The sequence below is a fragment of the Streptomyces sp. NPDC058274 genome (assembly GCF_042881375.1).
Taxonomy (GTDB): domain Bacteria; phylum Actinomycetota; class Actinomycetes; order Streptomycetales; family Streptomycetaceae; genus Streptomyces.
Genome location: NZ_JBHVXW010000025.1, coordinates 35,859 through 55,748 on the forward strand (window position 1 = coordinate 35,859; position 19,890 = coordinate 55,748).

The following is a 19,890-nucleotide window of genomic DNA, read 5'->3' on the forward strand; positions in this document are numbered from 1 at the left end:
GGCTACTTCACCGCGACCTGGGAGATGTCCAGGACGCCGGTCCAGTCGCTGATCACGATGTCCTTGACGTCCTTGCCGTACAGCCGCTTGTAGACCGGGTGGAACAGCGGCACGGTCAGCGCCTGCTCACCGATCTTCTTGTCCAGTGCACCCCAGCGCTTGGCGGCCTCGTCAAGATCGGTCAACTTGTTGATCGCGTCAATCTCGTCATTGACCGACTTGTCATTGAGGAAGCCGGTGTTGAAGTTGGCGCCGTCCTTGACGATCTGACGGCCGTCGAAGATCGGGGCGAGGAAGGGGCCGCCGGACGGCCAGTCGGCACCCCAGTGCGCGAGGAAGAGGCCGGGCTCGGTCTTGACGCTGTGGATCTTGTCCTTGTAGTCGTTCTCCTCGAGGCCCTGGAGCTTGACGGTGATCCCGGCCTTCTTCAGGGCGTCCTGGACGGCCGTCGCGATCTCCGGGCTGGTCTCGAAGTCCTTCGAGTTGGAATGGGTCAGCGTGATGGTCAGGCCGTTCTTGTAGCCGGCCTCCTTCAGCAGCTCCTTGGCCTTGGCCGGGTCGCCGGACTTGCCCGCCGGGAAGTGGTCGTAGGGCGTGTAGCCGAAGGACTTCTGGTTCGGCAGATACGTCGTCGCGGCCTCGGCGAGCGACGAACCGCCGGCCGCGTTGATCACCGACGAACGGTCGATGGCGTACGAGACCGCCTGCCGCACCTTCGGGTTGTCGAACGGCTTCACCTTCGGGTTGAAGGCCAGGTAGTTGGTGTAGCCGAAGTGCCCGGTGCCGACGCGCGAGGCGAGTTCCTTGTCGCCCGTGACCTTGGCGAGCTCGGCCGGGCCGAGGTTGGTGTCCGTGGTGACGGCGGTGGCGTCTGCTCCCTGGGACGCCGACAGCCGCTGGTTGATCACGGAGGAGTCGAGGCCGGAGCGTACGTCGATCCTGTCGGGGTAGGCCTTGCGCTCCTCGTCGGTGGCGGCCGACCAGTGGGTGTTGCGCTCCAGGGTCAGCCGCTCGCCGTCGTTCTCGTTCTTGACGACCTTGTAGGGACCCGAGGAGACCGGGTGCTCCTCGTACTTGGTGCCGTTGTCCTTGGCCTTCGGGACGGGCGTGAACTGCGTCTGCGTGGCCAGGTAGGGGAACTCGCCCTCGGGCTTGTTGAGGTGGAAGACGATGGTGCGCTCGTCCGGCGTCTCGATCGAGTCGAGCCCCTTGCCCTTGTCCTTGTACGGGCCCTGGTAGTCGGCGCCGCCGATCAGCCAGTCCCTCAAGTAGGGCGCGCCGCCGGAGAGTTCGGCGGCGAAGGAGCGCTCGATGCCGTACTTGATGTCGGCCGTGGTGATCGCGGTGCCGTCCTCGTACTTGAGCCCCTTCTTCAGGGTGTACGTCCACACGGTCGCGTTCTTGCTCGGCCGGCCGGTGTCCGTGGCCAGGTCCGGGACGACCTTGGCGCCCTCGGCGCCGTCCTCGCGATTGCGCGTGGTGAGCGTGCGGAAGACGAGCGAGGGGACGTTGCCGCCGCCGGAGGTGTAGAGCCGCGCCGGGTCGAAGTCCTCCTGGGGGTTGGAGTTCAGAACCGTCAGCGTGCCCCCCTTCTGCGGCTTGGAGTCGCCAGCGGCGCCCTTCGCATCGTTGTCCTCAGGGCCGCAGGCGGCGGCACCCGCTGCCACGACCAGGCTGACGGATGCCGCGGCCACGCGGCGCGCTATGACGGACGGTTGACGCATCGGAAGACGACCTCTCGGAAGGGTGTCTCGCATGGCGAGACCAGACGACACAGGGTGAGACGAAGCTGAGCAGAGCTCGCCCCGGGCGTCGGACAGCACGTCGGGAGACCGCCGTGAAGAACATGCGGAACCCAGAGAGGGAAGAACGCGACGCACACGCCAGGGGCGAGCGTCAGCGACAGTGAATGTCGGCCACGCAGAGCGCGGTCACGCCGATGAGCGCCAGCTCAAGGGCGGCGCATACGGAGGCGTGACGAGGCGACATGCGCAGAAATATGAACGAATTTTCGCCTGGTGTCAACGCGGTTCCGGAGGCGTCCGTCAACTCCCGGGGTAGGCCCAGGGATTGGCCTTGCAGTGGATCCCGTCGTGATCGAGGAACTTCGTCTGCTGCTGCATGACGGGCGCCAGGTCACCGTCCTTGCCGCAGGTGACATGGCCGAATCCGAGCCGGTGGCCCACCTCGTGGTTGATCAGCATCTGCCGGTACGCGTGAATGCGGTCACCGTAGGTCTCGGAGCCCTGCGCCCAACGGTACGCGTTGATCATGACCCGGTCGGTGGCGGCCGAGTCGCACGACACGTTGTCCTCGGTGGTGTCGAGTCCGGACTTGGCGCACCAGGTGGCGGTGGTGCCGGGACTCGCGAGCGTGATCACGAAATCGGGCTTCCCGGAGGAGATCCTCTCGAAGGTACGGCCGCCGTTGTGGGCCCAGCTCCGGTCGTCGTTGAGCGTCTTCTGCACGGCCTGCGCGAAGAGCCCGCCGTCGAGTCCCAGCCCCTGCTCCACGTCGACGCGGTAGGTGTACTTGCGCCCCTTGCCGGGCGCCTTGTCGAAGCCGGCGACCGCCTCGAACTTCCCCGACCCCTTGAGCTGCGCGCCCAGCGCGTACGTCTTGCTCATCTTCTGGTCGTACGTCAGCACGGTCGCGGCCGGCGTGCCGCTCTGCGTCGGTCGCTGGTCTCCGCGCGAGGCGGAGTCCCGGGCGGCCCGGTCACCGCCCCCCGCGGCCTGCGGGCGCACGGCGGCGTCCTCGCGCCCGTCGGCGACCTGCCCGGCGACCACGACGGCCAGCACGGTCGTCACCGCGGCGGCCGCGATCCCGGCGAACGCCCGCCCCTTGCCGCCGCCCTTGGCCGTGCCCGGCGGCCGGCCGGTCGGCGGCTCGACGCCCGGAGCCTGGACCGGGACCGCGGCATACGGCCCGGAGCGAAGGGTTCCGCGGGGCGCGAAGACGTCGTCGTCCGCGCCGAAGACATCGTCGTCCGCGTCGAAGACGTCGTTGTCCGCGTCGAAGGCGTCGAGATAGGCCTGCCGGGGTCCGCCGCGCCGGCCCGGCTCCTGCCGCTGGTGCGGAATGCGGGGTCCCGCGAACCCGGCGGGCCCACCCGCCGGCCCGCCACCGGGCGCACCCTGCCCGGCGTACGGCGCACGGTGCGCGGCCTGCTCCGGCTGCGGTACGCCGTATCCGGCGCCCGTCGCCCGCGGGCCGCCTCTCAACTCGCCCCAGCCGCCCCCGTTCTCGCGCTGCTCGGGGTGTCCGCCCCGCACCTGGGGCACACCGTGAGCAGGGGTGCCGTCGGGAAAACGCGGGACGCCGTGCGCCGGCGTCCCGTCCGGAAAGCGGGGCACCGTGCCGGCCGGCGCCCCGGCGGGGGGCACCGCCGCCCCCGAAGCACCCTGCTTGTCGCCGGCATCGCCCTTGTCTGCCCGCCCCCGACGGCTGTGACGTCCCACCCCCGGCCTCAGCTCTCCGTGTTCGTGTGGTCGGCATGGTCGGCCGCGTCCCTCGCGGCCGACGCGCCCCCGGCAGCCGGTCCGCTCAACTCGCCCGTGTCCGCGAGGAGTTCACGGAAGGCGGTGGCGACCGTCTCGGGGTATTCCATCATCGCGACATGCCCCGCGTCCGGCAGGGTCAGCAACCGGGCGTCGCGGAAGGCGCGGGCGGCGCGCTGCGCCATGCGGTAGCCGACGAGCTGGTCGCGGCCGCCGTAGATGAGGAGGGTCGGCGCGAGGACGCGTTCGGCCTGGCGCCACAGCGAGTGCTGCCCGCCCAGGGTGTACGCGTTGACGATGCCGCGGGCCGAGCGCGCCATGGCGTCCCAGAAGTAGGGGAGGGCGAGCCGCCGCTCCATCTCCTCGACCGCGTTCCGGAACGCTTCGGGCGTGACGATGGTGGGGTCCCCGTAGCAGAGCGCCGTGACTCCGCGGACGCGTTGCTCGGCGCTCCAGTCCCTGGTGAACCTCGTGAACAGCCGCGCCACCCCGGGCAGCGCGAGCAGCGCGGTCGGCCACGCCGTGCGCTGGGCCCGGATCTCCGGCAGCGCGGGCGAGACCAGCGTGAGCGTACGGACGAGGTCGGGGCGTACGGCCGCGACGCGCGTCGTGACCGCTCCGCCCAGCGAGTTCCCGAAGAGGTGCACGGGGCCGCGCCCCGAGGCGTCGAGGTAGCGGATGACCGCGCGCGCGTGCCCGTTGACCGAGTAGTCCCCGTCGTCCGGTGGCGGCGAGTCCCCGAAGCCCGGCAGATCGAGCGCCTCGCTGTCGACGAGTCCGTCCAGCCGTGGCATCAGTGCCGACCAGTTCTGCGAGGAGCCACCGAGGCCGTGCACGTACAGGGCCGGGGGCAGGCCGTCCCGCTCCGGCGGTCTCGACCGCACCGTCAGCGTGATCCCGGGCAGGCCTACGGAGCGCAGCCGCTCGCCCTCCGCGACCTTGACCGTGCCCACCTTGGGTGTGACGGAGGTGGCCAGCACGGACGGCAGCTCGGTCGAAGACATGCGGCAATGTTACGAGACGATCACGCAGTGGTTCATGTGTTCGCCATCACAGGTCGTGCTCATTCCGCCCCGGGATCGCATAGCGCCCCTCTGACGTGTCTCCTAGGCTCGAAACAGGGCACCCAAGTGGCCCGGGCTTCTTTTTCCGGAGGCTCAGGGAAGTTCTAGGAAGGGAGCCCACCATGGCCATCGACCCCACCGACCCCGGGACGTTCGAGGACGAGGAGACCGTCGACCTCGCCGAGGAGACCCCCGAGGCCGACGCCGCCGAGCAGCACACCGACGTGGCTCCGGACCGTGACGACTCGCTGACCAGCGCGGACCCGGCCACCGCCAACGAGGCCGACCTGGCGGAACAGGCCCGCGTCGTCCCCCTCGACGAGGACGACTACCGCTGACGGCCGTGGCCGCCCCGGCAGACCGCCAGGGACCCCGGAAGCGGCGGGAAGGCGCCCCCGCGACCGCCCCGCCCCTGCCTGACGCGCTCTGTGGGGCTATCGCCGTTGTCCGGTCCGTGAAATTCTGCGCTCGCAGCGCGCACATCACGGTTACCGAAAAGTACGATGGCGGCGCGGCGCACACCGCATGTGGACGACATTGGGAGGCGGCGTGACAGCCATCGAGCAGACAGAGGCGGCACGCCCGCGGGGCACACGCCTGCCGCGCCGTGCCCGACGCAACCAGCTCCTCGGCGCGGCCCAGGAAGTCTTCGTTGCCCAGGGGTACCACTCGGCCGCGATGGACGACATCGCCGAACGTGCGGGTGTCAGCAAGCCGGTGCTCTACCAGCACTTCCCGGGCAAGCTCGACCTCTACCTCGCCCTCCTGGACCAGCACTGCGAGTCCCTGCTGGAATCCCTGCGCAAGGCGCTGGCCTCCACCACGGACAACAAGCTGCGCGTACGGGCCACGATGGACGCGTACTTCGCGTACGTCGAGGACGACGGCGGCGCCTTCCGGCTGGTCTTCGAGTCCGACCTGACGAACGAGCCCGCCGTGCGCGAGCGCGTCGACCGGGTCACGGTCCAGTGCGCGGAAGCCATCTGCGAGGTGATCGCCGAGGACACCGGCCTGTCCCGGGCCGAGTCGATGCTGCTCGCGTCCGGCCTGGGCGGACTCGCCCAGGTGGTGGCGCGTTCCTGGCTGCACAGCGACCGCAGCGTCCCGCGCGAACAGGCGGTCCAGCTGCTGACCTCCCTGGCCTGGCGGGGCATCGCCGGCTTCCCGCTGCACGGCAGCGAGACCCACTGACATACGGCTGTCATACGGCGCGGACGGCGCCCGTCACCGGAGTACAGCCCGGCGGCGCGGCACGTCCGCGTCCTTGTTCCCGTCGCGTGTTCGCTGTTGGCGTTCTTGGACGGAACGTACGGGTCCCCTCACCGGGCTAATGTGTGCTGCGTACGGCGCGGAGGAACGCGCACATCACTGACCGTCGGAGGGACATAGCCGTGGAGGTCAAGATCGGCGTGCAGCACGCGCCCCGCGAGATCGTTCTGGAGAGCGGTCAGACCGCCGAGGAGGTCGAGCACGCGGTGTCCGAGGCGCTGGCCGGCAAGTCGGCACTGCTGAGCCTCGTGGACGACCACGGCCGCAAGGTCCTGGTCCCGGCCGACCGTCTCGCGTACGTGGAGCTCGGCGAGCCCACCACGCGCAAGGTGGGCTTCAGCGCGCTGTAGCAGACAGCGGGGAAGGGGCCTGGCGGCATGCGTCGCCGGGTCCCTTTCTCATGACCTGAACTGCACAGACGGAACACATCTCCCGCACAGAGGAGGATTGCGTTCCGCAGCTCAGGGGTACACCGGCTACGACCGATTTGCCCCAGCCGTGCGGGAGGGACCACACCATGTTCTTGGAAGCGCTCGGCTCCGCGATCCTCGGTTTCGCGTTGGCCTGGGCGGCGGTTCACCGCCTGTCCCACCGCCTGCCCGCGCGCACTCTGGTGCTTCCGACGGGCATCGCCGGGGCCCTCTTCGGCGCCTTCCTCACCCACAGCGCGCTGGGACCGGGCCACTTCGCACTCACCCTCGTCGGCGCGGTCGCCGTGGCCGCCGCCTCGCTGTCCCTGCTGCTCCGCCCGGCGGAGCGATTTCGCCGCCACTCGGCGCCGGCGTAGGGACCGCCGCAAGGACACCGGCGACCCGGCGCGCCCATAGCCCGCCGGGGGGCCCGTGGCCTGTCCTAGGCGGCCAGGCCCAGCGCGGCCATCCGCTTCGTGTGGGCCTCGGTGATCCGGGAGAACATCCGGCCGACCTCCGCGAGGTCGAAGCCGTCCGCGACTCCGCCGACGAGCATGGTCGACAGGGCGTCACGGTCGGCGACCACCCGCTGCGACTGGGAGAGGGCCTCGCCCATCAGACGCCGCGCCCACAGCGCGAGCCGCCCGCCCACCCGCGGGTCCGCGTCGATCGCCGCGCGCACCTTCTCGATGGCGAAGCTCGCGTGCCCGGTGTCGTCCAGCACGGCCAGCACCAGGCTGCGGCTGTCCGTGTCGAGGCGGGCCGCGACCTCCCGGTAGAAGTCACTCGCGATCGAGTCGCCGACGTAGGCCTTGACGAGCCCCTCCAGCCAGTCCGAGGGGGCGGTCTGCCGGTGGAAGCCGTCGAGGGCGGCGACGAACGGCTGCATGGCGTCGGTCGGCTCCGCGCCGATCGCGGCCAGCCGGGCCCGCAGCTGCTCGAAGTGGTGGAATTCCGCCGACGCCATCTTCGCCAGCTCCGCCTTGTCGAGGAGCGTCGGCGCCAGCTTGGCGTCCTCGGCGAGCCGCTCGAACGCCGCCAGCTCCCCGTACGCGAGCGCTCCGAGGAGGTCCACGACCGCGGCGCGGTACTGGGGGTCCGCGGAGGCCGTGTCCCAGTCCTGGGCGGCGACTCCGGTGGCCGTGGGAGCGGTCTCGGCGGGGGTGTCAGCGGCGTTGTCAGGCGTCGTCATGAAGCGCACAATAGCCCGCTCGTCGCGACACGGAAGTCCCTGGTCAATCAGTGTGACGACGACCATGTGACCAAACCGGCCAACGCATGTGCGCGATTCCGGGGTATGGTGGTAATGCGCCCGCCGAGTATCTGACGGGCCGCACGAATGAGGATGCCCGGTCGGAGGCCCGATCGGCTCCGACCCGACAGCCCTCCACGTCGGTACGGCACCTTGCGTACGACACCCGGAGGGACCCTCAGCGGTACGAGCGCTCGAGCGTCGGCTGTGGTCCCATGCCACTCGGCCCGCCCGACAAGCGGCCGACGTCCCCGGCACGGTCCCGACACGACCCCCGCGCTCGCCTCGCACCGCGTACACAGAAGAGGCAGCACCCTGACTACGACTTTCCGAGACCTCGGAATCCTTCCCGAGACGGCCGAGGCACTTGAGGCCGTCGGCATCGTCACCCCCTTCCCCATCCAGGAGATGACGCTCCCCGTCGCCCTCACGGGCACCGACGTCATCGGCCAGGCCAAGACCGGCACCGGCAAGACGCTGGGCTTCGGCCTCCCCCTCCTGGAGCGCGTCACCGTTCCCGCGGATGTCGAGGCGGGCCGGGCGCAGCCCGAGCAGCTCACCGACGCCCCGCAGGCGCTCGTCGTCGTCCCGACGCGCGAGCTGTGCACGCAGGTCACCAATGACCTCCTCACCGCGGGCAAGGTCCGCAACGTGCGCGTGCTCGCCATCTACGGCGGCCGGGCGTACGAGCCCCAGGTCGAGGCCCTCAAGAAGGGCGTCGACGTGATCGTCGGCACCCCGGGCCGGCTGCTGGACCTCGCGGGCCAGAAGAAGCTGAACCTGAAGCACATCAAGTCGCTCGTCCTCGACGAGGCCGACGAGATGCTCGACCTGGGCTTCCTGCCCGACGTCGAGAAGATCATCAACATGCTGCCGGCCCGCCGTCAGACGATGCTGTTCTCGGCCACGATGCCGGGCGCCGTGATCGGCCTGGCCCGCCGTTACATGTCGCAGCCCACGCACATCCGCGCCACGGCGCCGGACGACGAGGGCGCGACGGTCCGCAACACCGCGCAGCACATCTACCGCGCGCACAACATGGACAAGCCGGAGATCGTCTCGCGGATACTGCAGGCCGACGGCCGCGGTCTCGCGATGGTCTTCTGCCGCACCAAGCGGACGGCGGCGGACCTCGCCGACCAGCTCCAGCAGCGCGGTTTCGCCTCCGGCGCGGTCCACGGCGACCTCGGCCAGGGCGCCCGTGAGCAGGCGCTGCGCGCCTTCCGCAACGGCAAGGTCGACGTCCTCGTCTGCACCGACGTCGCCGCCCGCGGCATCGACGTCGAAGGCGTCACGCACGTCATCAACTACCAGTCCCCCGAGGACGAGAAGACGTACCTGCACCGCATCGGCCGTACGGGCCGCGCGGGCGCCAAGGGCATCGCCGTCACGCTCGTCGACTGGGACGACATCCCGCGCTGGCAGCTGATCAACAAGGCGCTGGACCTCGGTTTCCCGGACCCGCCGGAGACGTACTCCACGTCCCCGCACCTCTTCGAGGAAATGAACATCCCGGCCGGCACCAAGGGTGTCCTGCCGCGTGCCGAGCGCACGCGCGCCGGTCTCGCGGCCGAGCAGGTCGAGGACCTCGGTGAGACCGGTGGCCGTGGTGGTCCGCGTGGCCGCGGTGGCCGCTCGGCCGGTCCGGCCCCCGAGCGCGAGCGTGAGCGCCCGGCGCGTACGCCGCGCAGCCGTCGCCGTACGCGCAATGGGACGCCGCTCGACGAGTCGTCTGCGGCTCCGGCGCCGGAGGCGACGACCGAGTCCGTCGACGCCGTCGAGGCCACCGAGCCGCGCACCCCACGCACCCCGCGCCGTCGTCGCCGTACCCGCGGCGGAGCGGCCGGGGAGTCGCCCGCGGTGACCGAGGCTGTCGCCGAGCCGTCTGCCGAGGCCGCCGTGGCCACGGCCGAGGGCGTCACCGACGAGCCCGCGAAGTCGCGTCGTCGTCGCACCCGCAAGGCCGCGGAGCCGGTCGAGACGGCGGTCGTCGAGACCCCCGTCGTGGAGACCCCCGTCGCCGAGGTCCCCGAGGCCGAGACCAAGCCGCGTCGTCGCACCCGCAAGGCCGCGGAGACCGTGGTCGACACGGTCGAGGGCGTGAGCGAGGTCCCGGCCGCGCCGAAGCGCACCCGCAAGGCCGCGGCTCCCGCCGCTGCCGAGGCCGTCGTCGACACCGCCGAGGGTGAGGCCGTCGAGACCAAGCCCCGCCGTCGTACCCGCAAGGCCGCGGTCCCGGCCGTCGACGCCGACATCCCGGCCCAGACGGCCGACGAGCCCGTCGCCACCACGCCGCGGCGCCGCACCCGCAAGGCCGCGGAGACCGTGGTCGACACGGTCGAGGGCGTGAGCGAGGCCCCGGCCGCGCCCAAGCGCACCCCCAAGGCCGCGGCTCCCGCCGCTGCCGAGGCCACGGAGGTGTCCGAGGCCAAGCCGCGGCGCACCCGCGCCAAGGCCGCGGCGCCTGTCGCCGTCGTCGACACCGCCGAGGGCGAGGCCGTCGAGACCAAGCCCCGCCGCCGCACCCGCAAGGCCGCGGTCCCGGCCGTCGACGCCGACATCCCGGCCCAGACGGCCGACGAGCCCAAGGCCACCACGCCGCGGCGCCGCACCCGCAAGGTTGTCGCCGCCGCGGAGCCTGCGGAGAGCTGATCCCATCCCGATGGCCCGGTCCCACACCCTGTGGGACCGGGCCATCGGCATCTCCCCGCCCTGGCCGGCGCCGCCACCTGAGCGCATCTCGGACCCTGCCGGGCCCCTCGGGTGGGCCAAGGTCCCCTTCCCTGCCTGGACCGGCGTCAGGGTGCATCGACGGACCCGGCGCCTACGGGGTGCCGCCCGCGTGAGCCCACTCCCGTACCCCCATTGCCACCCGGCGTGAGTGCTGGCGCAGGGGTGGGTCGGCGAGCCCGGCGCCTACGGGGTGCCGCTGCGCCCACCCGTGCCGCCCCTAGCGGCACGCATGCCCGCAGCTATGACCGTACGGCCCCACCGCGTGCCCGCAGCCCCGCAGCAAGAGCGGCTCCGCCGCCCCCCCGGAGTGCCCGCTGCCCGCAGCCATGCGGCTTCGCCGCCACCCGAGTGCCCGCTGCCCGCAGCCATGCGGCTTCGCCGCCACCCCGTGCCCGCAGCCCGCAGCCCGCAGCCCGCTGCGAAGACAGGTGCCGCCGCTGCCCGCAGCGCAAGACAGCGACGGCGGGCCGCCCCAGCCCGCAACCCCCACGCACCCGCAGTCGCGAGCCGGCCGAAGGGGCCGTGCCGGTACATCAAATGCCCGTCGCCATGCGTGAGGACGGGCAACCGAGCGCCCCCAGAGGACAGCACAGCCGGTAGGGCGACGGGCGGATGTACCGGCACGGACCCGACCCACCCCCCGCCGGACGGCGAACCACCCACCCACCGCCGGACGGCGACCGACGCCCACCACCGGACAGCACCCAGCACCCAGCACCCAGCGGCAGCGAACCCGCACCCGTCCAAGCCACCCCCGCCCGGTAGCCTCCCCCCATGAGCAGGCCTCCCAGCTTTGTCCCGCCCGTCGGTGTGCGTGCGTACCGGCTGACGACCACGCGCGGTGAGTTCGCCGTGCTCGACGCGGCACCCGGGTCGAGCAAACAGACGAGAGGGACGGTCCTGCTGCTGCCGGGGTTCACCGGCAGCAAGGAGGACTTCATCGCGCTGCACGGGCCGCTGGCCGACGCGGGCTATCGCACCGTCGCGGTGGACGGCCGCGGCCAGTACGAGACACCGGGCCCGAGGGACGACGAAGCACCGTACGCGCAGGGCGAGTTGGCGCGGGACGTCCTCGCGCAGGCGGCAGCCGTGGGCACCAGGGTGCACCTCGTGGGCCACTCCCTAGGCGGCCTGATCGCCCGCGCGGCGGTCCTGCTGGACGCGACCCCGTTCGCGTCACTCACCCTCATGTCCTCCGGCCCGGCCCAGATCTCCGTCTCCCAGCAGCAGCGCGTGAAGCTGCTGAGGGACGCGCTCGCCGTGATGAGCATGGCGGACGTGTGGGACGCGATCCAGGCGATGGAGCCCCCCGAGGAGACCGACACCGGCGAGCCGGGGCACGACGGCACGGGTGAGCTGGACGCGGGCCTGGACGCGGGCCTGGACGCCGGTCTGGACGACCGCGCCGACCTGCGCCGCCGCTGGCTGGCCACCAGCCCCGCGCAGCTCATCGCGACGGGCCGTCAGCTGTGCACGGAGCCGGACCGCGTGGCGGAGCTGGCCGCCGTACCCCTGGGGATGCACGTGGTGTCGGGCGCGCGCGACGACACCTGGCCGGTGCCGCTGCTGGACGACATGGCCGCGCGGCTCAAGGCCCACCGCACGGTCGTACGGGATGCGGAGCACTCCCCGAACACGGACCAGCCACGGGCAACGGCCCGCGCCCTGGCGGCCTTCTGGGACGAGCTGTAGCGCACCACGATCAGGAGCAGCGCCACCGCACGTAACGCGGCGCCGAGACCAGGACCGGTTGGCACCTAGTACTGCGCCCGCACGTGCTCCCAGAAGCCGTCCCGCAGCGCGCGACGCAGATCCGCCTGACCGCGCAGCGAGTACTGCAGCAGCCCCTCGGCCTCGACGAGCAGATCCTGGTCGACGGAGCCGGGCAGATACGGATGGCCGGGCAGCAGCTCCGCCAACGCTTCGCGCCCGCGCGCCGCCAGCCACTTCGCGGCGATCTGGGCGCCCACGAACCGCACGTCGTCCCGGGTCGGCCGGGGCGCCGCCGACACGTCGTAGGCGGCGCCGGTCCGCCGGGACACGTACGGCTTGAAGAAGTCGAGGTCGAAGGTCCGCTGGCTGTCGACCTCCCAGAGCAGCGGCTCGGCCTGGTTGCGCCCCTCGGGCGCCTCGATCCCCCACAGGTGGACCCGCGCGCCGTACCCCTGCGCGGCCTCGACCGCGGAGACCAGGTCCTCGTCGCCGCCGAGCAGCGCGGCGTCACTGATCGCACGGTGCCGGGCGAGGGACTCCAGATCGGACCTGATGATGGAATCGACGCCCTTCTGCTGGTTGTTGGCGTTGAGGTTGCCGAGCCGCACCTTGACGTCGGGGAGCTCGGCGATGGACTGCTGCTCGGCGGTGTGGATGCGGCGCCGCGCGCCGTCGTACCAGTAGACGCGCAGGAGCCGGCTGTCCGCGAAGATCGTGCGGGCGCGGTCGATGAGCGCCTCGATGAGGCCCTCCGCGTCGAGGTCGAAGGCCCGGCGGTCCTCGGTGCCGGCGACGAGCCGTCCCGCGGCGGCGTACAGATAGCCGGCGTCGACGAAGATCGCGTGCGTGGAGGGTGTCTTCGCCACTTCGGCGAGCATGCGCTGCAGCAGCTCGTTCGTACGGTCGATGCGGCCGCCGAGCGCCGCGAGGTCGTCGTTCATCGCCTCCATTGTCCCGGCGGTCACGCTGTGAACACAACCGGTCCCGATCGGTCGATGCCCATCCCTTACTCGTCAGTAATTAGGTTCTCGAAAAATTTCCTTAGCGTAGGGAATGTTTGTAACACGCATCCCGTTGAATCCGTAGAGAGCAAGGGGCACTGACGCCTCCTGCGCCACTCATCAGTAGTTCTCCTCAGGAGGATGACCAGACGAAGGGAGAAGCCCATGCGCTTCGAAATCATGCGACTCGACGACGTCGACGGAACCCCCGTTGACACCACCGTCGTGGACGCCGCCTCCGTCAACCGGATCGTTCAGCAGGCCGCGGCCATAGGCCAGCGCCTCTGGATCCGCCCGGCCGACTCGACTGCCTCGTAACCCGCGGAAGATGTACACGTAACCCGCAGACGCTTTGCAGACTCCGGAGCCCCGTACGGCACATGCCGTGCGGGGCTCTGTCCGTCAGCTCCCCCTGATCACCTGCGTGATCCCGTTGATGATCTGCTGCACGGCGATCGCGGACAGCATCATGCCCGCGAGCCGGGTCACCAGCACCACACCGCCGTCCTTGATGACACGGATGATCAGCAGCGAGTAACGCATCACGACCCACAGCACGACATGGATCGCCAGGATCGCGGCCCACACGGACACCTGCGTCGCCACGCTGTCCGCCTTCTGGACGGCCAGGATCACCGACACGATCGCGCCGGGGCCGGCCAGCAGCGGCATGCCCAGCGGGACGAGCGCGACGTTGACATCCTTGGTCTGCTTGGGCTCGTCGGTCTTGCCGGTCAGCAGGTCGAGGGCGATCAGCAGCAGAAGGAGCCCGCCCGCGATCATCAGCGCGGGCACGGAGACATGCAGGTAGTTCAGGATCTGGTGCCCGAGCAGACCGAAGACGGCGATGACTGAGCCGGCCACACAGACAGCCTGGAAGGCCATGCGCTTCTGCACCTTGCCGGGGCGGCCGGCGGTGAGCGCGAGGAAGATCGGGGTGATCCCGGGGGGATCCATGATCACGAAGAGGGTCAGGAAGAGGGAGCCGAAGACGGCGACGTCGAACACGGTGAGTGGCCTTGCGAAGGTGGTGGGTGGAACAGGGGCGCCCGCGCGGCACGGCAGCCGGTACGGGCAGGCGTTCCGCACGGCGACACGGCCGGCGGGACGGACGGCACGGGCGGTCGACGCCGCATGCGGTGAATACAGAGCGAGTCAGGGGCGGTCAGGGACTGCCGGAGCCAAGGGCGGCCGCGGACCCGTACACCCGGGACGACGGCGAAAGTGCCGCACCGAAGGTCCGGCGCAGAGGCGCCCGAAGGCGGTCAGGCAGCGCGGCCCCCACCCGTACCGGGCACCGGGAACGCCCCGGTCGCCCGACGCGTGATCTCCCCGTACACCTCGGGGTCGGTCGTGAACTCCCCGAGCACGCAGGTCTTGCGGCTGCCGTGGTAGTCGGAGGAGCCGGTGGTGAGCAGCCCGAGTTCCGCCGCCAGTCCACGCAGTCGCGCCCGCGTCGCCGGCTCGTGGTCCATGTGGTCGACCTCGATGCCGTCGAGGCCGGCGGCGGCGAGCTCCGCTATCGCGGACTCGGGCACCGTGCGGCCCCGCTTGGCCGCGGCCGGGTGCGCGAAGACGGCGACCCCGCCCGCGCCCTTGATCAGCCGGATCGCCTCGAAGGGGTCGGTCTCGTGCTTCGGCATGTACACCCGGCCGCCGTCGGCCAGCCAGTCCTCGGTGAAGGCGTCGTTCACCGTTCTCACGACACCGAGCTCGACCAGGGCGGAGGCGACATGGGGGCGGCCCACGGAGCCGTCGCCCGCGATGCGCGCGACCTGTTCCCAGGTGATGGGCACGCCCATCCCCTGGAGCCTGGCGACCATGCCCTGGGCGCGCGGCACCCGGTCGTCCCGGACCAGCTCGCGCTCGGCGAGCAGGTGGGGCTCCTCGGGGTCGAAGAGATAGGCCAGCATGTGCAGGCTGATGCCGTCGAGGCGGCAGGAGAGTTCGGCGCCGGTGACCAGGGTCAGCCCGTCGGGGAGGGCGGCGAGCGCCTCCGCGTACCCGCGGGTGGTGTCGTGGTCGGTCAGCGCGACGACGTCCAGACCGGCGGCGGCCGCGTTGCGGACCAGCTCGGCCGGGGTGTCCGTGCCGTCGGACGCGGTGGAGTGGGTGTGCAGATCGATGCGCACGACGCGGACTCCAGGCGGTGACGGTACGGAAGGGGACGCTCAAGGATAACGGGAGTCCCACCCCTCCCTGTCACACCCGCCCCGGGGATGCACCCCCTACGCCCGCGCCGCCCTACGGCTCGAGAATCCGCGGCGACAGCGCCCCGCACGGCAGCAGATCCACTTCCGCGCCGGCGTCCCGCAGATCCGTCAGCACCAGCTCGTCGTACATCAGCAGCCCCGACTGCTCCGGCCAGACGACCGCCCACAGCCACAGCCCGAGCGCCTCGCCCGCGAAGACGGCACGGTCGTCCGGGGAACCGGAGACGAGCCACAGCGGGGTCGGCCGGCCGGCCGCCAGGACCTTCGCCTGGGGCGGCTTCTCGACGTTCATGTACGGGCCGGGGTCGGGTCCGTCGATGCCCGCGTACCGCGCGCCGAGGCCGACGCCGAGCTCCTCGGCGACGAGGACCAGCTCACCTATGCCGCCGAGCGGTCCGGGTCCGGAGCAGGCCACGGCAGTCGCCCGGCCGCCACTGCGGTCGTCGCCGGCGCAGGCCACGCCCGTGAACAGCCAGCCGACCGGCAGGGGCCACGGCATCCACACCGGGACCTGCGTGCGGTGCACCACGACACCGAGGGCCTCGACGCTGGGCGGGATCACGGGCTGCAGTGGATGCACGGTCCCGTGCACATCGCACTGCCAGGAGTCGGAGAAGAGTCCGGGAGCCCTGACCCGGCCACCACACTTCGGGCAACTGGGTTCGCCCCTCATAGAGCCCAACGGTCCTCCCCGTCCTTCGCCGCGTCAAGGACGATCACCCGTCCGGCGCGCGCCCGCTCTTCCGGGAAACTGGATGACCGACACAGTAGTTAGCCCTGCTAATTACTACGTGCATACGTCAACGATCGCGACGATCCCGGCCGAGGACGGCGTCACGTCATCGCCGACCGACCGGCTCCGGGTCCGGCTCCGGCTCCGGGTCCGGTTTCGGGTCCGGTTTCGGGTCCGGTTTCGGGTCCGGGTTTCGGGTCCGGTTTCGGCTCCGGCCCACGACCGGGCCAACCAGCGGGCAGCGACCGTGAACTGACCGGAGATCAGTCGAGGGACACGGACTTGCGCTGCGGATCGCGCAGGTCCGTTCCGCCGCTCAGCCAGCGCTCCTGGAGGGCGCCCGCGCCGTGCACCCGCTTCCACGCGGCCTCGTTCGCAGTCATCGGCAGCAGCGGCAGGAAACGTACGGGATCGGCGGGCGGGTCCAGGTCGAGATCCTCGACCAGACCGCCCGACTCGGCGACCAGCACGGAGGTGAACGGGGCGCCGGGCCACAGGGGTTCACCCACGTCGAGAGAGGCGCCGGGGGCCACGACCAGCCCCTCGACCTGCGGTGAGGCGGCCAGTACGGCGAGCGGGCGGAGCACCTTGTCGGTGTCGGTGCCGCTCGCGCGTACCGACAGCACCAGCTCGGCGCGCGGGCCCTTGACCGGGTCGGCGAGGGCCGCGGTGGGGTCGGTCATCGGCTGCGCCGACATGCCGAGGGTCGCGTAGCGGACGACGTCGCCCTCTGTGAAGCGCAGCACTTCGATGCGGTCGGTGCCCAGGAAGGTGACCGCGGCGCGCGCGTCGGGTTCGCCCAGCGCGGCGCGCAACCGGGCTTCGACCAGCGGAAGAACGTCTGCCATACGCCGAGCATAGGCGGCGCTTTTTCCGTCCCGGACCGCCGCACCCGCGGTCAACAACCGGCAAAGCGGCATGTTGACGCTTCGGTGCGCTGATAGTCTTGGCCGCTGGTCGGGGCAGCACGCAGAAGCGTCGCTCTCAAGCCTCGACGCGTGAGACTCCCCTGCGGGGGCTCCCTGCGGGGAATGGATCGTCCCTCACGGGGGACCGGCCGGAGGAGGTGGGGCTGCAATGGACCGAAGTCGACCGTGCAGTACCACCCGCTCTTCCTGCCGTTGACGTAGCTCTGGCTCTGCCGGCTGCCACCTCTCGCACTCGCATCTCGTCTGTCCGGTGCACCGACGGAAGAGCACTTCGTTTCCGCCTGATCCATCTGACTGATCCGTCTGATCTGAATCAGTAGCGAAGCCGCCACCGTGACGGTGCGGTGCTCCCCGCTTTGTGGACGTGCCAAACATCCGCAGTCAGGACGTCCCCATTCCGGGCAGTTCCAACCGTTGCCGGCCGCCTCCGTTGCGAAGGAGCCTGCCATGTCGATGATCCGTGACCTCCGCGCCGCGGTCCGTCCCCGTCCCTCGCTGCGCAAGGACAGTGGCACGTACGACACGACCCGTGACCCCGGTACGCCGTCGGCCGTGGTGGACTGCGCCGTCTACCGCGACGGCGCCCGCGTGGTGACGCCGGACCAGCTGACGCCCCATGAGGCGATGCGCCAGGTGCGCCGCGACGGCGGGTTCGTCTGGATCGGCCTGCACGAGCCCACCGAGGCCGAATTCGCCGGTATCGCCAGCGAGTTCGGGCTGCACCCGCTGGCCGTGGAGGACGCCGTCCAGGCCCACCAGCGGCCCAAGCTGGAGCGCTACGACGACACGCTGTTCACCGTCTTCAAGACCATCCACTACGTCGACCACGCCCAACTGACCGCCACCAGCGAGGTGGTGGAGACCGGCGAGGTGATGTGCTTCACCGGGCGGGACTTCTTCATCACCGTCCGGCACGGCGGGCAGGGCTCGTTGCGGGCGCTGCGGCACCGGCTCCAGGACGACCCCGAGCTGCTCGCCAGGGGCCCCTCGGCGGTGCTGCACGCGATCGCCGACCACGTCGTCGACGGGTACATCGCGGTCGCCGACGCCGTGCAGGACGACATCGACGAGGTCGAGACGGAGGTGTTCTCACCGGGGCGCAAGGGCACCCCGCGCGGCACCGACGCGGGGCGCATCTACCAGCTCAAGCGTGAGGTGCTGGAGTTCAAGCGGGCGGTGTCGCCGCTGCTGCGCCCCATGCAGCTGCTCAGCGAGCGGCCGATGCGGCTGATCGACCCCGACATCCAGAAGTACTTCCGGGACGTCGCCGACCACCTCGCCCGGGTGCAGGAGCAGGTGCTCGGCTTCGACGAGCTGCTGAACTCGATCCTCCAGGCCAACCTCGCGCAGGCGTCCGTCGCGCAGAACGAGGACATGCGCAAGATCACGTCCTGGGCGGCGATCATCGCCGTACCGACCATGGTGTGCGGCGTGTACGGCATGAACTTCAAGCACATGCCGGAGCTGCACTGGCGCTACGGCTACCCCGTGATCATGGGGATCACGGTGGTCATCTGCCTCGGCATCCACCGCACCCTGAAGCGCAACGGCTGGCTCTGAGCGGGCCGGTCACCGCGCGTGGGCCGCTGGATAGTCTTGCCCCCATGACGGAACAGCTGCTCGACCAGGCCCTCGTCGAGGAGGCCACCAAGAAGTCCGGGCTGATCTGGGTGACGGGCAGCCGGGTGCCGACGCTCGACGGCCGGCGGGACCAGGAGCCGGCCTCGCGCCCGCTGTGGCACGTCTGGCACGACGGCGCGGTGTGCCTGGTCGGCGACGGAACCGGCGAGCAGCCGCTGCCGGGGCTGGTCGACGGCGGCGACGCCGTGGTCACCGTGCGCAGCAAGGACAAGGGCGGGCGCCTGGTCTCCTGGGCCGCGAAGGTCGTCGAACTGGCGCCCCGGTCCCCCGAGTGGGAGGCGGCGGTCGCCGAGCTCAAGGGCAAGCGGCTGAACGCGCCCGACGGGGAGGCGATGCCCGACCGGTGGGCGCGGGAGTGCCGGCTGCTCCGCCTGGAGCCGCAGGGCACGACGTCGGCGCTCCCCGACGGCTCCCTCGCCGCGCCGCCGCTGCCGACCCCGGCCACGACCCGCCGGCCGGCGCCCGCCGGGCTCCCGCGGCTCCTCTTCAAGAAGCGCAAGCGCGGCTGACGCCGGCGGGGGCGCCGTCCTTCGTCAGGACGCGGGCAGTTGCTGCCCGTAGTCCACCGTTTCCTTCTTGGAGGGCTCGGCCAGGGCGAAGTCCTTGCCCCAGTCCGTGAGGCTGAGGGTGCCGGCGTCCGCGGCGCGGACCAGGCGCAGCGGATACGGCTCGCCCTCCAGGGAGACGTCGAGGCTGCCGCCGGAGCCCTTGTCGCCGGTGATGCGGATGGTGCGGGTGCCGTTCTGCTCGTGGTGGCCGTCGGTGGCGAGCGTGCCGTGCAGGGTGAGCAGGCCGTCGAGGAGGACGTTCTTGTCGGTGAAGCCGCTGAAGCGCTTGTAGGCCGGGTCGCCGGTCGGGACCTTCACGTACATGCCCTCCAGCTTGTCGGCGGCCGCCGCGTCCGACCCCGCGTCGTCGCCCTTGCCGTCCTGATGGCTCCAGAACTCCGCGTCGGCCTTCAGGAAGAGGTGCTCACCGACCCGCAGCAGCCGGAAGGTCGCCCCCTGCGAGGTGACCGACCCCGAGCCGCCGTCGCCCTTGAGGCGCATGTCGAGCGTGTACGTACGTCCGTTGGTCACGACAGTGCCCGACAGCCGTACCGTCTTCGCCGACTCCGCCGCCGTACGCGTCCGGCTCTGGATCTTCGCGGCGGACAGCTTGCCGACCCCGTTGGTGCCCGCGTCCGGGTCCTCACTACTGCACCCCGTCAGCCCCGTCCCCGTCACGACCAGGGCGCACATCGCGCTCACCAGTGCGGTCCTGTGGGTACGATCCAGGGGCTTCGCGGTCACAGGCGGGGCTACCTCTCGTGCGGGTGTCCTCAGCGGCGTACGGCAGCGTACCGGGGTCTCCCATGTCTCCCGGAGGCAGTCCGTCCGGACCGCTCACCAGGGCGTATCCGACCGGGACGGGCTAGCCTGAAGCCGACCCG

Annotated in this window: 20 protein-coding genes; 9 read left to right on the plus strand and 11 right to left on the minus strand. The window is 71.3% G+C overall.

All coding sequences use genetic code 11. The features are described 5' to 3' along the window. Positions 1 to 2: 2 nt before the first annotated feature. The 4 genes from ACFVYF_RS34085 to ACFVYF_RS34100 all read right to left on the minus strand — a co-directional run bounded on the left by ACFVYF_RS34085 (position 3) and on the right by ACFVYF_RS34100 (position 4,504). On the minus strand, positions 3 to 1,724 hold the full coding sequence (locus tag ACFVYF_RS34085; protein ID WP_389461664.1) for an ABC transporter substrate-binding protein: 1,722 nt from the start codon (positions 1,722 to 1,724) through the stop codon (positions 3 to 5). 172 nt (positions 1,725 to 1,896) lie between these two features. Further along, positions 1,897 to 1,989 (minus strand): Ms4533A family Cys-rich leader peptide, encoded by a 93-nt coding sequence (locus ACFVYF_RS34090; protein ID WP_383279183.1) that lies wholly within the window; start codon positions 1,987 to 1,989, stop codon positions 1,897 to 1,899. Positions 1,990 to 2,045: 56 nt separating this feature from the next. Next, entirely contained in the window at positions 2,046 to 3,461 is a 1,416-nt protein-coding gene (locus ACFVYF_RS34095; RefSeq protein ID WP_389461666.1) for a DUF3152 domain-containing protein, read from the minus strand. An 8-nt stretch (positions 3,462 to 3,469) separates the two neighbouring features. Next, positions 3,470 to 4,504: an alpha/beta fold hydrolase gene (locus ACFVYF_RS34100; RefSeq protein ID WP_389461668.1), complete on the minus strand. Its 1,035-nt coding sequence runs from the start codon at positions 4,502 to 4,504 to the stop codon at positions 3,470 to 3,472. Between the two features lie 182 nt (positions 4,505 to 4,686). Here ACFVYF_RS34100 and ACFVYF_RS34105 point away from each other — a divergent pair, with 182 nt between their 5' ends. The 4 genes from ACFVYF_RS34105 to ACFVYF_RS34120 all read left to right on the plus strand — a co-directional run bounded on the left by ACFVYF_RS34105 (position 4,687) and on the right by ACFVYF_RS34120 (position 6,620). Beyond that, positions 4,687 to 4,902, plus strand: a complete 216-nt coding sequence (locus ACFVYF_RS34105) for a hypothetical protein (RefSeq protein WP_389461670.1) — start codon at positions 4,687 to 4,689, stop codon at positions 4,900 to 4,902. Between the two features lie 211 nt (positions 4,903 to 5,113). Next, on the plus strand, positions 5,114 to 5,755 hold the full coding sequence (locus tag ACFVYF_RS34110; protein ID WP_389461672.1) for a TetR/AcrR family transcriptional regulator: 642 nt from the start codon (positions 5,114 to 5,116) through the stop codon (positions 5,753 to 5,755). A 200-nt stretch (positions 5,756 to 5,955) separates the two neighbouring features. Further along, complete coding sequence (locus ACFVYF_RS34115; protein ID WP_121405835.1) at positions 5,956 to 6,183, plus strand: DUF3107 domain-containing protein; 228 nt, start codon at positions 5,956 to 5,958, stop codon at positions 6,181 to 6,183. Between the two features lie 167 nt (positions 6,184 to 6,350). Next, complete coding sequence (locus tag ACFVYF_RS34120) at positions 6,351 to 6,620, plus strand: hypothetical protein (RefSeq protein WP_389461673.1); 270 nt, start codon at positions 6,351 to 6,353, stop codon at positions 6,618 to 6,620. A gap of 65 nt (positions 6,621 to 6,685) precedes the next feature. Here the strand turns inward: ACFVYF_RS34120 and ACFVYF_RS34125 are convergent, their stop codons facing one another. After that, on the minus strand, positions 6,686 to 7,435 hold the full coding sequence (locus ACFVYF_RS34125) for a ferritin-like fold-containing protein (protein ID WP_389461675.1): 750 nt from the start codon (positions 7,433 to 7,435) through the stop codon (positions 6,686 to 6,688). A gap of 468 nt (positions 7,436 to 7,903) precedes the next feature. Here ACFVYF_RS34125 and ACFVYF_RS34130 point away from each other — a divergent pair, with 468 nt between their 5' ends. Together ACFVYF_RS34130 and ACFVYF_RS34135 are read left to right on the plus strand one after the other, a co-directional pair. Then, positions 7,904 to 10,147 (plus strand): DEAD/DEAH box helicase, encoded by a 2,244-nt coding sequence (locus ACFVYF_RS34130; RefSeq protein WP_389461676.1) that lies wholly within the window; start codon positions 7,904 to 7,906, stop codon positions 10,145 to 10,147. 855 nt (positions 10,148 to 11,002) lie between these two features. Continuing rightward, positions 11,003 to 11,920, plus strand: coding sequence for an alpha/beta fold hydrolase (locus tag ACFVYF_RS34135; protein ID WP_389461678.1), 918 nt, complete (start codon positions 11,003 to 11,005; stop codon positions 11,918 to 11,920). Between the two features lie 65 nt (positions 11,921 to 11,985). Here ACFVYF_RS34135 and ACFVYF_RS34140 read toward each other — a convergent pair whose 3' ends face one another. Beyond that, positions 11,986 to 12,882 carry an NYN domain-containing protein gene (locus ACFVYF_RS34140; protein WP_389461680.1) on the minus strand — a complete coding sequence of 299 codons (897 nt, stop codon included), beginning with the start codon at positions 12,880 to 12,882 and terminating at the stop codon, positions 11,986 to 11,988. 225 nt (positions 12,883 to 13,107) lie between these two features. Here ACFVYF_RS34140 and ACFVYF_RS34145 point away from each other — a divergent pair, with 225 nt between their 5' ends. Then, positions 13,108 to 13,260: a hypothetical protein gene (locus ACFVYF_RS34145; protein WP_121405831.1), complete on the plus strand. Its 153-nt coding sequence runs from the start codon at positions 13,108 to 13,110 to the stop codon at positions 13,258 to 13,260. An 84-nt stretch (positions 13,261 to 13,344) separates the two neighbouring features. On the opposite strand, the gene ACFVYF_RS34150 is transcribed toward ACFVYF_RS34145, so the two are convergent. The 4 genes from ACFVYF_RS34150 to ACFVYF_RS34165 form a co-directional block, all read right to left on the minus strand. Then, positions 13,345 to 13,950 carry a MarC family protein gene (locus ACFVYF_RS34150; RefSeq protein ID WP_389461682.1) on the minus strand — a complete coding sequence of 202 codons (606 nt, stop codon included), beginning with the start codon at positions 13,948 to 13,950 and terminating at the stop codon, positions 13,345 to 13,347. A 257-nt stretch (positions 13,951 to 14,207) separates the two neighbouring features. Further along, the gene (locus ACFVYF_RS34155; RefSeq protein ID WP_389461684.1) at positions 14,208 to 15,074 is read right to left on the minus strand and encodes a PHP domain-containing protein; all 867 of its coding nucleotides are present in this window, start codon (positions 15,072 to 15,074) and stop codon (positions 14,208 to 14,210) included. A 112-nt stretch (positions 15,075 to 15,186) separates the two neighbouring features. Continuing rightward, on the minus strand, positions 15,187 to 15,828 hold the full coding sequence (locus tag ACFVYF_RS34160; protein ID WP_389461686.1) for a DUF6758 family protein: 642 nt from the start codon (positions 15,826 to 15,828) through the stop codon (positions 15,187 to 15,189). Between the two features lie 323 nt (positions 15,829 to 16,151). Next, entirely contained in the window at positions 16,152 to 16,736 is a 585-nt protein-coding gene (locus ACFVYF_RS34165; protein ID WP_389461688.1) for a suppressor of fused domain protein, read from the minus strand. A gap of 528 nt (positions 16,737 to 17,264) precedes the next feature. Between ACFVYF_RS34165 and ACFVYF_RS34170 the strand changes: the two genes are divergently transcribed. Then, complete coding sequence (locus tag ACFVYF_RS34170; RefSeq protein ID WP_389461690.1) at positions 17,265 to 18,377, plus strand: magnesium and cobalt transport protein CorA; 1,113 nt, start codon at positions 17,265 to 17,267, stop codon at positions 18,375 to 18,377. Between the two features lie 44 nt (positions 18,378 to 18,421). After that, a complete protein-coding gene (locus ACFVYF_RS34175) occupies positions 18,422 to 18,967 on the plus strand; it encodes a hypothetical protein (RefSeq protein ID WP_389461692.1) in 546 nt (181 codons plus the stop codon). A gap of 24 nt (positions 18,968 to 18,991) precedes the next feature. On the opposite strand, the gene ACFVYF_RS34180 is transcribed toward ACFVYF_RS34175, so the two are convergent. Then, on the minus strand, positions 18,992 to 19,699 hold the full coding sequence (locus tag ACFVYF_RS34180; RefSeq protein ID WP_389461821.1) for a hypothetical protein: 708 nt from the start codon (positions 19,697 to 19,699) through the stop codon (positions 18,992 to 18,994). Between the last annotated feature and the right edge of the window lie 191 nt (positions 19,700 to 19,890).